The sequence below is a fragment of the Anabaena sp. UHCC 0451 genome (assembly GCF_034931405.1).
GTDB lineage: Bacteria > Cyanobacteriota > Cyanobacteriia > Cyanobacteriales > Nostocaceae > RDYJ01.
This window is the reverse complement of record NZ_JAYGHA010000006.1, coordinates 108,895-127,676: the sequence shown is the minus strand read 5'-3', so window position 1 is coordinate 127,676 and position 18,782 is coordinate 108,895. Positions and strand designations below refer to the sequence as shown.

Sequence of the window (18,782 nt, the reverse complement as noted above, 5' to 3'; positions counted from 1 at the left end):
TGAATCTACATCGCAATTTGAAAAAACCCTGGCCAACTTCTTACAGGTGCAATGTACATCCCTGGTGATTGAAATTCAATTAGGTCTGGAAACCAAACAGGTATCAGAAAACAAATGGTACTGCGATGTCAATGCCCCCAACGGCTTTGGGATCTGCCTACAAGCATACACACAAACCATTGATAGTTTTTACTTTATTTGTGCTGATAGTCCCCAGAGCAGTAAGCAACAAACCGAGATTCAATTATTGCGTCTTGTTAAAACAATTAAACAACGTCTACAGAACAATGCCTTTATTGATTGCACCCTCCTGACCCTGGATAACTATCGCGTAGATAACAGCGTCACCAGTCCACACAATGGTGGTATTAGTGGACTTGGGTATTCGGTAGCCCAGGGAGACCACCGCTTCCGAGTCAGAAACATTGACCTATCGCGGGAAGATATGGCCAACGTTGAAAAACAGCGCCTCCTCCCAGCCATGATATTCAGCGAAGCTCCATCTAATAGAGGTGAGATTACCAAGTTACAAGCAGGATGGCGCTACAAGCAGCGTTTTTCCAAACTTGATTGGCAGTCCTTATTAGCAGCGTATCCACAAGCGGCGGGTTTAAAAACAGGTGGTGTCTATGTTTTGATGGGAGGAGCAGGAACAGTTGGTACAATTCTGAGCCGCTATCTCATCCAAAAATATCAGGCCAAAGTAGTTTGGCTGGGGCGTAGTCCGTTGACATCTGCATCTGTGCAGGAAAAACTACAAGCATTCCAGACAATAGACGCAAGCAATGTCCCAATTTATATTCAGGCTGATGTCACCGATGAGTCATCAATGGTTCAGTCCGTTGAAAAAATCAAACAACATTATCCTGTTATCAATGGTGCTATTTTCTCCGCACTCGTATTTAAGTTTGATAACTCCATAGCCCAAACCACCGAGGTAGATTTTAATCAAGTCTTAGATACCAAGAAAAAAGGCGCACCACATTTTTATACGGCATTCAAAAATGAAGCCTTAGATTTTATCTGTTATTTCTCATCGGTGCAAGCATTTTCCTTTTTGTCCTCTCGTGATAGTGCGGGCTATGCAGCAGGAATCACCAGTGCGGATACCTTTGCACATTCTATCGACAACAGTGCAGCCTTCCCTGTAGGTATGATTAATTGGGGCTATTGGCAAGCATCACTGGCAGGAACTGAGACAGAAAAGCGTTTGGCAGGTCATTATGATTTAATCTCTGATCATCAAGGTTGTCAGTTTTTTGATGAATTTGTTACCCTACTCAGGGCAGGAGTTGTGAAACAAACGCTTTATTTAGGCGCATCCAAAGCGGTAGAAGGTTTAATGGGCTGCAATCCCCAGCAAATAATTACCCTGAACAAACCCGCAGCAGATTCTTTTATTCACTATCTTTTCAACGAGAATCAGGCAGATAAAGATGCAGGTGAGCAGCCAGAAATAGCAAGTCTTTTGGATAGAGATTTCCGAAATGAACTCAACGACTGGCTGCTACGTCTATTGTTTTCACAAATGCGACAACTGGGGATATTTTTAACCTCTGGTGAGCAGAAAGAAAGTAAGCATTGGCAAACACAAGCCGGGGTGATAGAAAAATATGGGCGCTGGTGGCAGGAATGCTGCTTAGGGCTGCTGGAAGAGTATGGCTATGTACAATGTCAAGATGAGTGGGTTAAAGTTGCCACTCATATCAACATAGACGAGGCGGAGAAACTCTGGCAAGGTTGGGAAAACTACCAAAACTTATTCCTTGACCAACCTGAAAAGAAAACTGCGCTGGAATTATTGGATAGTTGCTTAAGAAACCTGCCTCAAATTCTGCGTGGTAGCATCCAGGCTACAGATATTCTTTTTCCTAAATCTTCAATGGAAAAAGTAGAAAATATGTACCAAAGGAATTCGCTATCTGATTATTTTAATACCTTTGTCGCTAAAAGCGCCGAGGCTTATATTCGTCAGCGAATTCAGGCGGTTCCACAAACCAGAATTCGCATATTGGAAATAGGTGCAGGTACGGGGGGAACTACCGCTTTAGTCTTGCCACAATTGCGTCAGGTTCAAGATGCCATAGACGAATATTGTTATACTGACCTTTCCAAAGCCTTTTTAATGCACGCCAAAAAAACTTATGGTGTACATTATTCCTATCTAAATTATCAGCAGCTAAATGTTGAACAACCTCTAGCGCCTCAAGGAATAGAACCTGGTACTTATGATATTGTCATTGCTACCAACGTATTACACGCGACAAAAAATATCAGGGAAACACTCCGCCATGCTAAAACAGCCCTGAAACGCAATGGACTGTTATTAATCAATGAAGTCGTGGAAAAATCCCTAATTGGGACTTTAACTTTTGGTTTATTAGACGGTTGGTGGCTTTACCAAGATGAAGAGTTACGCATTCCCGGTTCCCCACTCATCGAACTGGAATCTTGGCTGAAGATTTTAAAAGCAGAAGGATTTCACTCAATATTGTTACCAGCGCAAGCTGCGTATGAATTGGGGCAGCAAGTCATAGTTGCAGAAAGTGATGGTCTTGTCAGACTAGAAAGAAAGAACTTACCAGACCAGGTGGAATCATCCGCTAACTCTGCCATAAATGTAGTGCAAGCAGTGACTTTAACTCAACAGCAGCCTTTAGCACCGAGAAAGCCAGTCCAGGAAATGCCTCCCGAAATACTTAGGGAACAAGTGGCTCAGATAATTCTTAAATATCTAGCTGCAACTTTGGATATGGCAGAAACTAATATTGACCCGCAGTTATCATTTTCTGACTATGGGATTGACTCCATCCTGGGTGTGGGTTTTATTGAACAAATTGCCAAAGCCTTGGGAATTAGCATGAATACGGCGATTTTGTTTGACTATACAAACATTAAGCGTCTGAGCCATTATTTGGTAGATACTTATACAGCAGAAATTCAAAACCAACTAACAAAAAATAGTGGGCGATCGCTGGATAATAAGATCAATACCAATAACATCGGTACACATCCCGAACCAAAACCAGAAATTTCAGTTTCTCCCGCAATACTTAGGGAACAAGTGGCTCAGATAATTCTCAAATATCTGGCTGCAACTTTAGATATGGCAGAAACTAATATTGACCCGCAGTTATCATTTTCTGACTATGGGATTGACTCCATCCTGGGTGTGGGTTTTATTGAACAAATTGCCAAAGCTTTGGGAATTAGCATGAATACGGCAATTTTGTTTGATTATACAAACATTAAACGTCTGAGCCATTATTTGGTAGATACCTATACAGCAGAAATTCAAAACCAACTAGCAAAAAATAACGGGCAATCAAATCATGATAAAGATACAAGCAATCTAAGTATATATACAGAAGAACATCCAGAAAATCCACCGTTAAAAATGACATCTAACGAGCATAAAGCCGAAATAGGCAAAGAAATTGCCGTTATTGGTATGTCAGGACAATTTCCCCAAGCCCAAGATATTGATGCATTTTGGCAAAACCTGATTCAGGGACATGATGGCGTTGCTGAACTACCCGCGAATTATCTCCACCCGGATTTGTTTAGTCCACACAAACAACCAGGAAAAACTGATTGTAAATGGGGCGGTATTTTAGAACAGCGAGATTGTTTTGACCCGCTATTTTTCAACATCACTCCCAGAGAAGCTGAGTCCATGAACCCTCATCAGCGCCTAGTTCTGAGTGAAAGTTGGAAAGCAATAGAAGATACAGGCTGCAATCCTCAAGACCTGGAAAACTCTCGTGTCAGCGTATTTATTGGTGCTGAACCTACCAACTATACCCATGAAACCTTTACTGGTGCTTCTGATGCCATTGTTGCCTCCCGCTTATCCTACTACCTCAACCTTAAAGGACCCGCTGTGGTGGTCAATACTGGCTGTTCCTCTTCTGCTTTAGCCATTCATTTAGCTTGCGAAAGTTTACGCAGTGGCGAGTCCTGCATGGCACTAGCAGGAGGTGTTTTTGCGGCTATGCAAGCAAAAGCACTGATTACATTGTCACAGATTGATATGTTGAGTACCACAGGCCGCTGTCGTACTTTTGACAGATTTTGTGATGGTACAGTGTTATCCGAAGGTGTCGGTATCGTTGTCTTAAAACGACTTAGCGATGCCATCCGAGACAAAGATCCTATTTACGGTGTCATTCAAGCCTCTGGTGCCAATCAGGACGGTGCTAGTAATGGGATTACGGCTCCCAGTGGTCTATCTCAGGAAGAACTGATCACGTCCGTTTACCGACAGTATCAAATAAACCCAGAAACCATCAGTTATTTTGAAGCCCACGGAACCGGTACAAGATTGGGAGATACAGTCGAAGCTAATGCGATCAAACGAGCTTTTAAACAGTTTACAAATAAAACGCAATTCTGTGCGCTGGGCAGTGCAAAATCCCATATTGGACATACTGGCGCTGCCTCCGGTGTGATTGGTTTAATTAAAGTTTTATTGTCCATCCGCCATCGTCAACTGCCGAAACTGCTACATTTTCAAGAAATCAATCCGGCGATTGAATTGGCAAATTCGGCGTTTTATATTAATACTCAAAATGCTGAATGGACGAACAAAGAAGGTCTGTTAACTGCTGCACTGAATTCTTTTGGCCATAGTGGTACTAACGTTCACCTTGTAATTCGGGAGCATCAGTCGGGAGAGCGGGTAAAAATGGCAGCTGATTCAGTGCTGATTCCACTGTCTGCCAAAACACCCGAATGCCTTCAAGCCTATGCGGAAAAATTAGCGGTGTTTTTGGAGAATAGACTTTTAAGTAACATGACAAATGAAGAAATTAGCCTGACTGATTTAGCCTTTACCCTCCAGCTGGGACGGGAAGCAATGCGAGAACGCTGCATTTTCCTAGCTAGAAATATCCCAGATTTAATTGCACAATTAAACGCTTTTGCCAAAGACAAAACTCTTAAAGATTTGAGTTGGTATGGGCGAGTCAGACATGGACAGAATTCTGATCATCAGTCTCAGCAAATTATCAGCCAATGGATAGAACAAGGACAACTGGAAAAAGTCGCTGCTGCTTGGATAGAGGGACAGAACATTGACTGGTCTGTATTTTATCGCGATCGCGATCGCATACCAAATAAAATACATACCCCGACCTATCCTTTTGCCCAGGAACATTATTGGAAGCCGGAAGAGCAAAGCATTACCCAGAAAACCACTACTTCAGAAACAAGCCATGTAAACTGCGGAACGCTTTTGCTACAACCCTCTTGGATTGAGCAAAGCATTGAAAATTCCAACTCAATCACGCAGTACAGCAGACATTTGGTAATTCTCTGTGAACCTGACGGCATCAACCAGGCAAGTATTACTAGCAGAATGGATACAGTCGATTGTCTCGTGCTGCAATCATCATCAAAAAACATCGCTGAACGTTTCCATTCCTATGCGTCCCAGCTATTTACAGAAATTCAACAGCTTCTCAAAGACAAACAAGAGACAAAAATCTTACTTCAGTTAGTAATTCGTGATTTACCAGAACAGCAGATTTTTGCAGGTCTTGGTGGGTTGCTAATGACGGCGCACCTGGAAAATCCCCACCTAGTTGGCCAGATTATCAACGTAGGCGCTAATGACAATGCGAAAATTATTGTTGATAAACTAAAAGCGAATGCTCAAACGCCCTTAGACCAAAATATTAACTATCACAACGAAAAACGCCGGATTGCCAGATGGCAAGAAATACCGATTTCTCATGAGCAAGTGAGTATACCCTGGAAGGAAAAAGGTAAGTACCTAATCACCGGAGGGCTAGGTGGCGTAGGACTAATTTTCAGTCAGGAAATTGCCCAACAAATTTGTGATGGCACAATTATTCTGGCTGGACGTTCAAGCTTGGATGAAACGAAACAACAGATATTGCAAAACCTACAGCAGTTCTGTTTACAAAATCGCACACATCTGGAATATCGACAGGTGAACGTTTGTGATCCCCAGGAGGTGGCGAAATTAATCGGGGATATTAACCAAGATTTCGGTCATCTCGATGGTATTATTCACGCTGCTGGTGTGATTCATGACAACTTCATCATTAAAAAGACACCGCAAGAGTTAGACAAAGTGCTTGCACCCAAAGTCATAGGCTTAGTGAATCTTGATCAGGCCACCAAAGACCAGCCGTTAGACTTTTTCTTTTTCTGTTCGTCACTAGCAGGTGGTATTGGTAATGTTGGACAAGCAGATTATGCCTGTGCTAACGCCTTTATGGATGCCTATGCACAATATCGGAATCACCTTTTACATTCCCATCAGCGTCAAGGACGATCTCTTTCGATCAACTGGCCTCTATGGCAGGAGGGCGGTATGCGGGTTGATGAAGCGACCGAGAAAATGATGGCGCAAAGTATTGGCCTAATTGCCATGCCCACCAAATTCGGCATTAGTGCCTTGTATCAAGCCTTTGCCAGCAATCAGGAGCGGGTAATGGTTTTATGGGGCGATTTGGCCAAACTAAAACCATCATTTTTGAACTGGCCGGAAAAAACAGTTCCCTCGACAAGAGGCGATGTTAAGTCTGTGTTGGGTGCAGATCAACTGCCACAAAAAACCCTCGACAAATTAAAAGCTTTATTTGCCGAAACGACTAAGTTACCTTTGCATAGAGTTGATGAGGAAGAACCGCTGGAAAGTTATGGTATCGACTCGATCATGATCGCCCAGTTGAATCAACGGTTGACAGAGGGGTTAGGTTCTGTATCTAAAACCTTGTTTTATGAATTCCCAACCTTAGCAGATTTAGCGCAGCACTTAGCCGTCAATTATAGTAATGCTTGTCTAAAATGGACTGATCTGGATACCTCCCCGGCTGCACCTGATGTAAAAGTCGAATCTGTAAAAACTGCAACTATAAAAAGCCATCTGTCCAACGAAAACTCCGCGCAGATATCGAATGTTGACACACAACAACCTATAGCCATTATTGGATTGAGTGGCCGTTATCCACAAGCCAAAACCATAGCAGATTTTTGGCAGAATCTGAAAAACGGCACACAATGTATCAGTGAAATTCCCAGTCAGCGTTGGGATTGGCAACTTCATTATCATGCCAATCGAAGTGAAGCTGTTAAATTAGGCAAGAGTTATAGTAAATGGGGTGGTTTTTTAGAAGACTGCGATCGCTTTGACCCCATGTTTTTTAATATGACACCGCGTGAGGCGGCAAATATCGATCCCCAAGAACGCCTATTTCTGCAAGAAAGTTGGAAAGCCTTGGAAGACGCGGGATATTCACCCTCCAACCTGCCAGCTGATTTACGCCCCAGAACCGGCGTTTTCGCAGGAATCACAAAACAAGGCTTTAATTTATACCGCACACAACCCCAACAGAGTGATCAAAATGCCCCTCGTCAAATAGATTGTCCAGCCACATCATTGGCCTCTTTGGTAAACCGGGTTTCTTATTTCCTCAATCTCCAAGGACCGAGTTTTTCCGTTGATACCATGTGTTCCTCTTCATTAGTCGCCATCCATGAGGCGTGTGAATATATTCGCTCTGGCAAAGGAGATATGGCCGTGGTTGGGGGCGTAAACTTATATTTACACCCATCGTCCTATTTTGAACTTTCTTTAGGGCAATTTGTGGCCAGCGGTTCAACCTGTGCCGCCTTTGAAACCGATGGCGATGGCTTTGTTCCCGGAGAAGGGGTGGGAGTCGTCATCCTTAAATCTTATGAACGGGCGCTTCAAGATCGCGATCGCATTTATGCCCTAATTCGTGGAACCGCAGTCAATCACGATGGGAAAACAAATGGCTATAAAACCCCTAACCCTGGACCAAAAGCAGATGTTATTCGTCAGGCTTTGCAACATAGTAATATTGATCCGCGTAGCATCAGCTATATTGAAGCCGCAGCACAAGGTTCTGATCTGGGTGATGCCATAGAAGCAACCGCATTAACAGAGGTGTTCAGCGATCGCACCAATGTAGAAGGGACCTATCGCATTGGCTCAGTCAAACCCAATATCGGTCACAGCGAATCAGCATCGGGAATGTCCCAACTTACCAAAGTAATTTTATCATTGCAGCATCAAACCCTAGTTCCAACTTTGCGATCGCGAGAACTCAGTTCCAGCATTGACTTTGAACGCCTACCCTTTGAGTTACAGCCAGACCTCAGCGAATGGCAACCCGTTCGCGTAGATGGCATAGAAGTACCGCGAAGAGCCGGAGTGATGAACATTGGCGCTGGTGGGGTAAATGCTCACATCATTGTCGAAGAATACCTGGGTAATCCCAAGCCTGTTAATAATCAGCAAGAACCCGTACTTTTTGTTTTATCAGCCAAAAATCAAGAGTGCCTAGAACAATATGTTCAAGACTGGCTGATTTACCTGAAAAATAATCACAGCCTCGATTTACCGTCCATAGCATACACCCTGCAAGTAGGACGGGAAAGCCTGGCCTGTCGCCTAGCCTTTGTAATTAAACAAACAATAGAAATTGAGCAGCATCTAACACGCTGGTTGAAAACCCGTGAACTGAGTGAACTAGGTTTTTACGGTGATGTCACACAGGAGAAAATCAAGAACCCAGCAGCGGTGGCAGCATTAGTCCAAGCAGGTGATGCCAATCATGCCAGTGAACTGGCTTTATTATGGGTGCAAGGTAATACCATACCGTGGGATCAATGGCATGGTGGCCAGACTCTAGGCAGAATCACTGGCTTACCGACATATCCCTTTGCCCAAAGAACCTGCTCGATTATTCGCCATCACAACGAACATCCAGAGAGTGAACCCAGCCTAGAAAAAAGCGATGTCACACAGAACATCAATCAAAGCCTTGATGAAAATAAGGCCGTTGAATTTTACACCCGAATGTCACGAGATTGTGACGAAGAATTTCAGGAAGAGTATTTGACTTTCGGCGCTTTCCCCCAAAGAATTCCTGGCTTCTCAATGACTCGTCTAGCCATGAATGCCCACCAGTATCCAGAAGAACTGGAAATGATTAAAGAAAGACAGCGCGAAGTGCGTCAGGTGCTGTTTTATCGTGAGCATTTTGATCGCATTCACACTTTTCTTGATATTGGTTGCGGTCACGGTACAGATGTAATTCAGGTAGCCGCCCTTTATCCTCATATACAAACTCACGGTTTTACCATTACAGAATCTCAAGCAATTTTGGGCAACCGCCGCATTGAGAACATGAATTTAGGTTCTCAGGCGCGAATTTATCACAAAGATAGTTCAAAAGATAAATTTCCCGATAATTGTGACATTATTCTAGGTGTCGAAGTCACCTTTCATATTCGTGACAAAGATGCCTTATTTCAGAAAATGGCAGACGCTCTCAGTGATAACGGCAAAATTCTACTTATGGATTATATCGGTAATCTGCGAGGCAGCATTATCGACCCCAGCGTAGAGATTAGCATCCCCACTCAGCAACAGTGGATTGACCTGTTATCGGTACACGGTTTGATTATTGATGAAATTATTGATGTATCAACCGAAATTGCTAACTATCTCTATGACCCCGAACACGCCGAACATACCAAACATCTGCCAAAAGTCAGCCAGGATAGCTATCGCAACTATGCCAATCAAGCTATATCCCTAGAAAAAGGCTGGATTAGTTATTGTTTATTAAAACTGAAAAAAGATACTCGGCTGAGTGAACAAGCGCGACGCGAACATAATGCCCAACAAATCGCCCATCAAACACCCTATGCTCAGGCATTAAAGGAGATGTTGCAGATCGGGCATATTCCTTATCCTCCCATTGGTGGGATCAAAAGGGTTAATCTGGCTGTGAACAAGTCTGTGCAGATTCAGCAACCCCCCGCCCTTGATCAGAGCTTGTATAACCCAGAACAACTAAAAAACACCCTGAAAGGCATTTTTGTCAACGTCTTAGGTTTTGCAGCGGGGGAACTCGCATCCATAGAGCGACTGCAACTAAGTGAGTTGGGAATTAACTCCGTGAATGCAGTGGAATTACTAGAAGCCATCAACACAGAGTTTGACCTTTATTTGCCCACCAGTTTAATATTTGAGTGCCATAGTTTGCAGGATTTAGTCGGGCATATTCAGATTGAGTTGGATCAAAAGCCCATTGCACCCATAACTCCAAAAGCTTCAGTACCAATTCCAAAAACCGCTGCACCTACAGATGCACCTACAGAAAAAAAAGCACCAATAACAAACGATGATATTGCTATTATCGGCATCTCCTGCCGTTGTGCCGGTGCTAAAGATCAAGAGCAGTTTTGGCAGGTAGTCAGTCAAGGTAAAGATTGTATTCAAGACCTGAATAAACCCCAATGGCTTGACTATATTGCTGCCCATTGTTCAGAAACTTTTCCAATTCGCTATGGCATCATGCCGGATCTGGATTATTTTGACCCGCTCTTTTTTCATATCTCACCTAGAGAAGCCGAAGCGATGGATGCCACCCAGCGTCTGCTTTTAGAAGAATGTTACCGAGCCTTAGAAGACGCGGGTTATCAACCTTCGTCATTAAAGAAACAAGCCGTGGGAACTTATATAGGTGCAATGGGCGGCTCTGCACTAGGCAAAGGGTTTTCACATCTGGATATGCTAGGTTCAGAAACGAGTATCCTCTCAGCCCGGATAGCATATTTTCTAGACTTAAAAGGACCTGCGCTGACCATTAATACAGCCTGTTCTTCTTCCCTGGTGGCCATAGATGTTGCCAGCCAAGCCTTAAAAAGTGGTGAGATTAATCTTGCCATTACAGGAGGCGTGACGCTTTATCAGCATCCAGGTACATTTATTGCCATGCACAATGCAGGTATGCTTTCCCCCACCGGTCAGTGTCGTCCTTTTGATAACGCTGCTGATGGAATTGTTGTTGGTGACGGGGTGGGTGTGGTTATTCTCAAGCGTTTGCAGGACGCTGAACGCGATCGCGATACAATTTATGGTATTATCCGTAGCTGTGGTATTAACCAGGACGGGCAAACCTCCAGTATGACTGTACCCAGTTTCCTTTCCCAAAGCGAGCTAGAAACTTCAGTCTATCAAAAAGCCAACATTAATGTTGAAGACCTCCAGTATATTGAAGCTCATGGAACGTCCACCAAACTAGGCGACCCGATTGAAATTCATGCGCTGAATAAAACCTTTCAAGCCTTGACCTCAAAACAGAAATTCTGCGCCATTGGTTCGTTAAAAGCTAACGTGGGTCATACAACAGCCGCTGCTGGTGTGTTAAGTGTGATTAAAGTCCTGTTGAGTATCAAGCATCAACAACTGCCGCCGTCAATTCACTTTAACGAAGCCAACAGACACATTGATTTTGAAAATAGTCCTGTCTACGTCAACACCAAGCTCAAACCCTGGCCGCAAAATGCACAAGGTTCTCGTTTGGCGGCGGTCAGTTCATTTGGTTTTAGTGGTACTAATGCTCACCTGGTGCTAGAGCAGTATATTCCCAAATCGGACGTAAATATTAGCTTACTTACATCCCAAGTATTCCTGCTTTCTGCCGAAAGTGAGCAAACCCTACAGGACTATGCCCACAATGTCAAGCGATATCTGGAAGATCATCCTGGCATTCAATTTGAGCAGTTTCTGTATACTTTCCAAATGGGAAGAGAAGCGTTTACCTATCGTTTAGCCCTAATTGTTGACAATCAGCAGGATCTCATAGAAAAACTGGCGCAGTGGCTGGCAGATGGCGGTAAAACAACCGGAAATAGTGAAAAACCAGATATTGACAACAGTAAAGACAAAAAAGCATTTCTGCAAAGCCTGATATCCGCCCAGAAAGTAAATCAGCTGGCACAATTGTGGGAGCAGGGTGTCTCGGTGGATTGGAGCGTCTTTGATCAATTGGGACTATTCCCTAGATTAGCAGGTTTGCCTACTTACCCTTTTGCCCGTGAGTATTTTGGGGATGTTCAAGATAGAGAGGCCAAACAAGCGCCCAGTCATGAAAGGAGTAATATTTTATCTTCAGCAGAAACCTTAATCTGCTACCCGTACTGGCAAGAAAAAACCGTTGCCACAACCGGCGCATCCTGGGAGTTTTCCCGGCATCTGGTTTTATTATACGGTATCGATCATATCTCTGCGGCAGTTATACAAGCCCAAATGCCAGGTGTTGAATGTGTACATTTTGACGCTGCTAAGACTTTACCCAATGTAGGGTTAGAAAAAATCTATCAGGATAGTTTTACCCAAACCTTTGAAACTATTCGGGAAATTCTTCTCAGTAAAACCAAGGGGAAAATTTTTATTCAATGTGTTGTTCCCCAGCAGACAAAGCAACAATGTTGCTCGGCTATTTCCGGTATGCTGAAAACGGCTCAACTGGAAAACCCAAAAGTATCAGGACAGCTGATCGAAGTTTCTGTATCCGAGACAGAAGGTAGTCTGCTGCACAAGCTCACTGAAAATGTACAATGCCCTGAAGACAAACAGATTCGGTATCATCAGGGACAACGGACAGTGCTGACATGGCAAGAGCTTACTGTTGCTGATGATGTTTGCAAAACGCCTTGGAGAGAAGGCGGTGTTTACTTAATTACCGGTGGTGCTGGTGGTTTGGGTTTAATTTTTGCTGAAGAAATTGCTAGTAAAACCCAGAATTCTACTCTGATTTTAAGCGGACGTTCAGATTTAAGTCTGGAAAAGAAAAAATCTATTTTTAATCGCCTACAAACCCTTGGTGCAAGGGTAGAATACTGGCAAGCTGATATCAGCAATAAAAAAGATGTCGATACGCTAATTAAACGTATTACAACAGAATATGGCTCCCTGAATGGTATCCTCCATTGTGCCGGGATGGCGCGGGATAATTTTATCATCAAAAAAACAGCGGCTGAGTTTCAGACGGTGTTAGCCCCGAAAGTAGCGGGTGTAGTTCATTTGGACACCGCTAGTCAAGATTTGAATCTTGATTTCTTGCTCCTGTTTTCTTCAATTTCGGGGACAATGGGCAATGCCGGTCAGGCAGATTATGCCACCGCTAATGCTTTTATGGATGCTTTTTCAGCCTATCGCAATGATCTGGTCAATGCTGGACAAAGATGCGGACAAACTCTTGCCATTAACTGGCCACTTTGGCAATTTGGTGGAATGCAATTAGATGCTCACAGCAAAGCCGCCATGAAACAAAGCGTGGGGCTGGAGATGCTCGATACAGCATCAGGGGTTGAGGCATTGGTTCAGGGGCTGGCTTCGGGACAGAGTCAGATTTTAGTGGCAGTCGGCGATCTTCCCACACTTAGACAATGGTTGTTCCCAGAGCCATCAGCACACAAAACATCAAATCAGCCCAAGGACAATGTCAATAGTCGCCAACACTCACTGGCATCAGTGGAAAAACAGCGCCTTCATGAAAAAACTTTGCTGCAACTGAAATCTCTTTTGGGAGAGACTTTCCGGTTAGCACCGGATAGGATTAAAACCCATGATGCTTTTGAGCGTTATGGTATAGACTCCGTGATGATTACGCAGTTGAATCAGGAACTAGCAAAGGTTTTTCCAGAAATCTCCAAGACTTTGTTTTTTGAATACCAAACATCCCAGGCGCTCGTTACTTACTTGGTTGATGAATACCCGCAGGAGTGCATGGTTTGGACTGGGTTGAAAACTGAGGCTGCTTTACCTGAATCACAGGTAATAAATGAAACAGTCGGTCTGACCTTGCTGCCATCATCAAATCCACAGGTTCAGGAAGCTATCGCAATTATTGGTGTCAGCGCCCACTTTGCTCAGTCTGATACACTCTCAGCTTATTGGCAAAACCTGCAAGCTGGAAAAGACTGCGTTGGCGAAATTCCTGCTAATCGCTGGCCATTAGAAGGCTTTTTTGTTGAGGATGCCGACAAAGCGATCGCCCAGCGCAAAAGTTATAGTAAATGGGGTAGTTTCCTGGAAAGCTTTGCGGATTTTGATCCTCTGTTTTTTGGTATTCCTCCCCGTGATGCCTTCAGTATTGATCCCCATGAACGCTTATTTCTCCAATCGTCTTGGGAAGCACTGGAAGACGCTGGCTACACCCGCGACACTTTACGTGAGATATATCAACAGCAGGTTGGTGTGTTTGCTGGTATTACTAAAACTGGCTTTGATTTGTATGGTCCTGAGTTATGGAAACGTGGCGAACAGGCTTTTCCCCACACCTCTTTTAGCTCAGTCTCCAACCGCATATCATATTTTTTGAATCTGCAAGGTCCAAGTATGTCGATTGATACGATGTGTTCATCGTCATTAGTTGCCATTCATGAAGCTTGTGAACGTTTACGTCGCCAAGACTGCCAACTTGCTTTAGCCGGCGGTGTCAACCTATATCTGCATCCCTCCAATTATGTGCAGATGTGTGCGTTGCGGATGTTATCGAAAGACGGCAAGTGCAAAGCCTTTGGCCAGGGCGGTAACGGTTTTGTCCCTGGGGAGGGCGTGGGCGTGGTTTTACTCAAACCACTGTCCGCAGCGATTCGCGATCGCGATAATATCTATGCCGTTATTCGTGCCAGTCATGTTAATCATGGCGGCAAAACCAATGGTTACACAGTGCCTAATCCCAATGCACAAGCAGATTTAATTAGCAAAACACTGAAAAAAGCAGGAATTGATGCCCGTAGCATCAGCTATATAGAAGCCCACGGCACAGGAACAGAATTAGGCGATCCCATAGAAATTACCGGTTTAACCCAAGCCTTTAAAAAAGAGACTGCCGATACAGGCTTTTGTGCGATCGGTTCTGCAAAGTCCAATCTAGGACACTTAGAAGCTGCATCGGGTATAGCCGGACTATGCAAAATTCTCCTGCAACTAAAACACCGTCAGCTTGTTCCCAGTTTGCACACAGACAACTTAAATCCCCATATTGCTTTTGATAAAACGCCCTTTGTGGTGCAGCAGACTCTTTCCGAATGGAAAAGACCCATCATCGAAATCAACGGACAAACCAAGGAATACCCAAGAAGAGCGGGCATTTCCTCCTTTGGTGCTGGCGGGTCAAATGCACATTTGATTGTTGAAGAGTATATTGAAACCGATGAGTATACCCAAGAAAATGTTAACGAGCCTGTGGTGATTGTATTGTCGGCAAAACATCCCGATCAGCTGATGAAAATGGCCGAAAATTTGAGAAGCTTTTTAATCACCACAACCGCAACCCAGCCAACCCTACTAGCAGAAATTGCATACACGCTTCAGACAGGACGCGAGGGCATGGCAGAACGTCTGGCTTTGATTGTGAGCAGTTTAGAAGAACTTGATCACAAACTCAAATCCTTTATTGAAGGCCAGGAAAATATTCCGTCGCTTTATCATGGACATATCAGACAGGATCAGGAATTATGGTCAGATTTTGCCACTGAGGAAGAATTTTCCCCCATCATCGACGAATGGATGAGATCAAAGAAAATGAATAAACTGCTAAATCTGTGGGTGAAAGGTTTCACCATTGATTGGCAGAAATTCTACACCCAGCTTCAACCACGGCTGATCAGTCTTCCCACCTATCCCTTTGCCAAAGAGTATTATTGGTTTGATCAACCAGGATTTGCTCAAAGTAACTCTGATCACAACCAAAACGCAACTGAAGATAGTCAAGCATCAGGAATAGTTCATTATCTGCAAAAACAGTGGATGGCTGATGAACCACAACCTGATCAGTGTCAAAAAACAGTAACGGGAAAAATTGCCATTCTCAGCACCCATGAAACCCGATTACTAGCAACTTTGCTGGCAGAGGAACTTCCTAACAGTCATGTCATCGAACTTGATCATATAGGGTTATATCGGGAACAGAGTGACACAGATGAAAATGAATATAGCGGCTGCATAGATTTGTCTGGCTGTGGTCAAGGCGAAGCAGCCAGAGATGCCCTTGACTGGATGCCGTGGCTTCAGCGCCTGATTGAAAAAGGATCAAAAACTGGAATCACCCTCCTTGGTGTCACCAGAGGCTTAGAATCCTTTCAAAACAGCAAAATGAATTTATCGGGTGCATCCCGTGTAGGACTTTATCGGATGTTGCAAAGTGAGTATACCCATCTGCAATCCCGTCATATTGATACCGATCCTCACCTGAAAACAGCAGCTTTGGCAGAACAGATTGCTCATGAGTTTTGGCTCAAAGACGATAATTGTGAAATTTGTTACCGGGATCAAAAACGCTATGTTGCATATTTAGCAGAAACTTCGCTGAAAGTCACAAACAGACAAAATCCAGAACTTCAGTTTGTGGAAGAAGAAGTGTTATTGATTACTGGAGGTACAGGCGGTCTGGGACTTTTATTTGCTCAACATTTTGTTGAACATTACGGAGTTAAACGTTTGGTGCTGACAGGAAGGGAAGCGCTGCCACCGCGTGACCAATGGACTGCGCCCCAAACTGACAAGGTGAAGCAAAAGATATCTGCTATTCAGGCGCTGGAAGCCCAGGGTGTGAGGGTGCAGGTATTATCGTTGACTTTAAGTGATCCGATAGCCGTGCAAGAAAGATTGCACCAAATAACAACGAACTTTGGAACTATTAGCGGTCTTCTGCATTGTGCGGGAATAGTCGACTCAGAAACCCCCGCCTTTGTGCGTAAATCAATGGCCAGTGTGGCACAGGTATTAGAACCTAAAGTAGCAGGATTGCGATCGCTGTTAATGCAATGCCAACAGCAGCCATTAAAATTCGCCGTCTTGTTTTCCTCTGTGTCGGCTATTATTCCCAGTTTAGCCAGCGGACAAAGTGACTATGCCATGGCCAATACCTATATGGATTATGTAGCAGAAGCCATGACAGGTGTGCTAGTTAGTATTCAGTGGCCAAGCTGGCAAGAAACCGGCATGGGTGCAGCCAACAGCAGGGCATATCAAGAGACGGGCTTGCTCTGTCAAAGTAATCGCCAAGGTCTCCAAATGTTAGATAATATACTTGCCAATAAAACTGCGTCCGTGATTCTACCCGCCTTTGTTAATGGTGGATTGTGGAATCCACAACAACTAATGCAGCATCAGCGCCGACGACTCAGTGATTTGCAAGTATTGAGTCAAAACCATCAGGTGTCCTTGAAGGGAGAATCCTTTATACATAGCAACGCTGACAGCCAGTTGAGTCTAGATGGCTTAATTGATTTATTTTCCCAAGAATTGGGCATCGCTGTGCAGAAACTGGATCTAGATCAATCCTTTGCAGATTATGGTTTGGATTCTATTTGGCTATCCCAACTGGCCAGCAAAATCAATCAACAACTTGTTGCACCAATGAGTCCTTCCGTCTTATACGAATACTCCTCGTTAAATGCCCTGGCTGCCTGGCTGTCCAGTAAACACGCACCTGCTTTAAAAGCGAAAACCCATAATCAGGCCGTGCAGATATCCCCACCGATGCAAACCGGCCAGTCTCCCGCTTCTGGCAGTGCTTTACCCATATCTTCATCAAAAAAGGCATTAGATATCGCCGTAGTTGGGATGTCCTGCCGTTTTCCAGGCGCAAAAAATCTCGATGAATATTGGGCTTTATTGTCAGCAGGTAAAAATGCTATCCGTCCTGTTCCGGTAGACCGCTGGTCTAGTCAGGTGTCATTCTATGCAGGTTTAATTGATAATGTCAGTGATTTTGACCCCGCCTTTTTCCTGATTCCGCCAGAGGATGTCAAGGTGATGGACCCTCAAGCACTTGTGATGTTGGAAGAAAGCCTCAACCTGTTTTATCACGCGGGTTATACACTAGAAGAGATTAAAGGCAGGGCGATCGGTGTTTATTTAGGTGCGCGTAGTCAACATCATATTGATGAATCCGATCTTTACCAAGCTAGAAACCCGATTGTAGCTGCACAGAATTATCTGGCCACCAACATATCGCAGTTTTTCGATCTCAGAGGACCAAGTTTGGTCATTGATACGGCCTGCTCCTCAGCCCTAGTGGGGATGAATTTTGCTATCCAGTCACTACTGAGTGGCGAGATTGACTCAGCGGTAGTCGGAGGTGTCAGTCTCCTAGCCAACGAAAATGCACATCGGATATTTCAGCAGCGCCATCTGTTAAACCAGGATTCATCATTTCATATTTTTGATCAACGGGCTGGCGGTGTGACTTTAGGTGAAGGAGCGGGTTTAGTATTATTAAAAACCTTGGAGCAAGCACAACGCGATGGCGATCAGATTTACGCAGTCATTAAAGGTTTGGCAATCAATAATGATGGTCGCACCGCAGGCCCGGCAACACCAAATATCAAAGCGATCAAAGAAGTCATGCAACGCGCCCTGGTGCAAAGTGCTAAACAGCCGCAAGATATTCTTCATATTGAAGCTAACGGTTCTGGCTCTGAAGTAACTGATTTGCTAGAAATTAAAGCTATTGAAGCAGTTTATCGCCGTGAAAATCAAGCACCTTGCAGCGTAGGTTCGATCAAGCCTAATATTGGGCATCCGTTATGTGCCGAAGGTATTGCTGGCTTCATCAAACTAGTGTGTATGCTGAAGCATCAGCAGCGAGTACCATTTTTATCTGGGCAAATACCTATGGCACATTACGATATAGACGCTTCACCGTTTTATTTCTGTCGCCAATCGAGTGCATGGACAGAAGCTTCCCCCCTTGTTGTGGCACTCAACTGTTTTGCTGATGGTGGTACTAATGCACATATTGTTATGGAAAATTGGTCGCAGGTGGAATCTGGCAAGCAACGACAGCCGCTCAAATCACCCGAACTAAACCGGGTAAATATTCGCGGCGATATGCTTATTCATGAGGCTGTCGCTAACAAAAAGGTGTCACAAGAAACAGAAGAAGTTAATCATAACCCCTGGTGGGGGGCTTAAT

General features: G+C 44.2%; 1 protein-coding gene (running past one end of the window). It reads left to right on the top strand.

Features of this window, described 5'->3' with window-relative positions; genetic code table 11:
* A protein-coding gene (locus tag VB694_RS06320; protein WP_323359464.1) for an SDR family NAD(P)-dependent oxidoreductase crosses the window boundary here: on the top strand, window positions 1-18,781 show its 3' portion. Its footprint begins 12,233 nt before the window's first position; only the last 18,781 of its 31,014 coding nucleotides appear in the window; its start codon lies beyond the left edge, outside the window; its stop codon occupies window positions 18,779-18,781.
* The last annotated feature ends 1 nt before the right edge of the window (window position 18,782 follow it).